Genomic DNA, 3366 nt, shown 5'->3' with positions numbered 1-3366 from the left:
GCAGCGCGCAAAAAGAGACGCCCCCGAGCTTTGGGCTCGGGGGCGTCAGGAACCGGCGACACCTACTTTCGCACTTGTGGGCACTATCATCGGCCCCGTGAGCTTAACGGTCGTGTTCGGAATGGGAACGCGTGTGACCTCACGGGCTAGTCACCGGAAGACCGCGGCCCGCCCGATCAGAGCGGACCGCAGTACAACGGGTCGTGTCCGAGCGGCGTGCGGCGCTCGCAGTAGCGAGGGCACCGCGCCTGAAACGATCGGTCGATCGCTTTTCCATCTTCTGAGGCTCACGCCGTCGCGGTCCCGGACCATGAAGGTCGCGGGAGCCGCCGATCAGCGTGGCCAAGCAATCCCCCGTTAGTACCGGTCGGCTGAGCGTATTGCGACGCGTACACCTCCGGCCTATCAACCGGTCGTCTTCCGGCGGGGTTCAGGGCCATTGCCCATCGAGACCTGATCTTGCGAAAGGCTTCGTGCTTAGATGCTTTCAGCACTTATCCTGACCGGACGTGGCTACCCTGCGATGCCACGGGCGTGACAACAGGAACACCAGAGGTCCGTCCCTCTAAATCCTCTCGTACTAAAGAGAAAACCGCGCAAGTCTCGTACGCCCACGGTAGATAGGGACCAACCTGTCTCACGACGGTTTAAACCCAGCTCACGTACCACTTTAATCGGCGAACAGCCGAACCCTTGGGAGCTTCTTCACCCCCAGGATGTGATGAGCCGACATCGAGGTGCCAAACCCCGTCGCCGCTATGGACGCTCGGACGGGATCAGCCTGTTATCCCCAGAGTACCTTTTATCTGTTGAGCGACGGCCTTTCCACACAGGACCGCCGGATCACTAAGCCCGACTTTCGTCTCTGCTCGACCCATCGGTCTCGCAGTCAAGCACCCTTCTACCTTTGCGCTCGTCGGCCGATTACCAACCGGCCTGAGGGTACCTTTGGGCTCCTCCGTTACGCTTTGGGAGGAGACCGCCCCAGTCAAACTGCCCGGCTGCCACTGTCCCGCCACCCGATTCAGGGTGAGGGGTTAGACTTCAAACAAGCACGGGGTGGTATTTCAAGGACGCCTCCGCCGACGCTGGCGCGCCGGAATCACGGGCTCCCACCTATCCTGCACAGTACGTGCCTAAAGCCAATAGCAGCCTGCAGTAAAGGTTCATGGGGTCTTTCCGTCTTACCGCGGGTACGTGGCATCTTCACCACGACTACAATTTCACCGGGTCGCTGGTTGAGACAGTGTGCCAGTCGTTACGCCATTCATGCAGGTCGGAACTTACCCGACAAGGAACTTCGCTACCTTAGGACCGTCATAGTTACGGCCGCCGTTTACCGGAGCTTCGGTCGCAAGCCTCGCCCGAAGGCTAACCTGCTTCCTTAACTTACCGGCACCGAGCAGGCGTCAAACTCTATACATCCTCTCTCGAGTTCGCAGAGTCCTGTGTTTTTAGTAAACAGTCGCCAGCACCGCTTTGCTGTGACCCCCTCGCGGGGGCACCCCTTATCCCGAAGTTACGGGGCAATTTTGCAGAGTTCCTTAACCAGCGTTCTCCCGAGCACCTGAGGCTACTCGCCTCGCCTACCTGTGTCAGTTTTAGTACGGTCGCGTAACGCACGAGGCTTTTCTCGACCGCTGATCCTCCTGCTTCGTCATCTGGGACTCGCCCTTGCGGGACGGGCTATTCCGACAGCCCGACAGGTCTCACAGCGGCGTCCTCTCGTGCCGCGGCGCGGGAATATTAACCCGCTGTCCATCGTCTACGCCCTTCGGCCTCGACTAAGGGACCGGCTGACCCTGGGCGGATTTACCTTCCCCAGGAAACCTTAGGCTTGCGGCGGGCAGGATTCTCACCTGCCTGATCGTTACTCATTCCAGCATAATCACTCCCGCCACACTTCACGCCCCCTTTCGGTAGCGCTTCCAGTGACGGGACGCTCTCCTACCACTGACGGCAGAACCGTCAATCCGCCGCTTCGGCGACCTGCTTACTCCCGGTCATTATCGGTGCCGAAACGCTCGATCGGTAAGCTATTACGCACTTTTTAAATGATGGCTGCTTCTAAGCCAACATCCCGACTGTCACGGCGTTTCGACATCCTTAGTGTTTCAGCAGGTCTTTGGGACCTTAGCGGGCGGTCCGGGTTGTTTCCCTCTCGACGGCGGAGCTTATCCCCCGCCGACTGACTCCCGTGATAATCGCTGCGGTATTCGGAGTTTGGTCAGGGTGGGTACCCGGGAAGGGCCCCAGCCCAGATCAGTCGCTCTACCCCCGCAACGTAGTGGCACGAGGCTAGCCCTAAAGCTATTTCGGAGAGAACGAGCTATCTCCTGGTTTGATGAGACTTTTACTCCTCCCCACAGGTCATCCCCCCAGTTTTCAACCTAGGTGGGTTCGGTCCTCCACGCGGTCTTACCCGCGCTTCAACCTGCCCATGGGTAGTTCACCAGGTTTCGCGTCTGCCGCCGCCGACATGTCGCCCTGTTCAGACTCGCTTTCGCTGAGGCTTCGCCCCTGAAGGGCTTAACCGGGCCGGGGACGGCAACTCGCTGGATCATTATGCAAAAGGCACGCCGTCACGCTCTAAGAAGCGCTCCGACAGCTTGTAGGCACACGGTTTCAGGTTCTTTGAGCTCCCCTCGTGGGGGTTCTTTTCATCATTCGCTCACGCTACTTCTGCGCTATCGGTCGTCGGAGAGTATTTAGCCTTGGGGGGTGGGCCCCCCGGATTCAGTGCGGGTTCCACGTGACCGCACCTACTCGGGTGTCGCCTACGCCTCGCTCGCTTTCGACTACGGGACTGTCACCCGGTCTCGTCAGACTTTCCAGACTGTTCGTCTAGCCAGCTCGGTCGATGTCGGCGATCCCACAACCCCGGCGGGCAAGCCCGCCGGTTTGGGCTGTTCCCCGTTCGCTCGCCGCTACTGAGGGAATCGAGTTTTCTTTCTCTTCCTGTGGGTACTGAGATGTTTCAGTTCCCCACGTTGGCCCTCCGTCCGTATAGATTCGGGACGGAGTCATTCGGGAATCCCGGGATCAACGCCTGTTTGACGGCTCGCCCGGGCTTTTCGCAGCCTTCCACGCCCTTCGTCGCCTTCCGACGCCAAGACATCCCCCGTGCGCCCTTCTTGAGCTTGACCACGCGGATCCGCGACTCCCCGGCAGTTTTGCATAACCTGCCGGACGCGACCCGTGGCCCTCAGAAGATCTCGGGAAAACTTTCGACCTCTCGGGGCGACGTGCGACGTTCGCACGACGCCCTCGCGTCGTTTCAAGATGCCACTCGGACACGAACAAGTTGTCAAAGAGCGGAACGCCACGAAGGGCGAATCAGCCGGACGCGGAGCCGTCGGCCGGCCA

Annotated in this window: 2 rRNA genes; both read right to left on the bottom strand. The window is 60.0% G+C overall.

The features are described 5' to 3' along the window. Nucleotides 1–50: 50 nt before the first annotated feature. A 5S ribosomal RNA gene (gene rrf, locus ACG2DA_RS22150) occupies nucleotides 51–158 on the bottom strand. 180 nt (nucleotides 159–338) lie between these two features. Beyond that, a 23S ribosomal RNA gene (locus ACG2DA_RS22145) occupies nucleotides 339–3146 on the bottom strand. Between the last annotated feature and the right edge of the window lie 220 nt (nucleotides 3147–3366).

It is taken from the genome of Alienimonas sp. DA493 (assembly GCF_043951915.1).
Taxonomy (GTDB): Bacteria; Planctomycetota; Planctomycetia; order Planctomycetales; family Planctomycetaceae; genus Alienimonas.
Note: the sequence above shows the minus strand (reverse complement) of the source record. Positions and strands in the feature narration are given on the sequence as shown.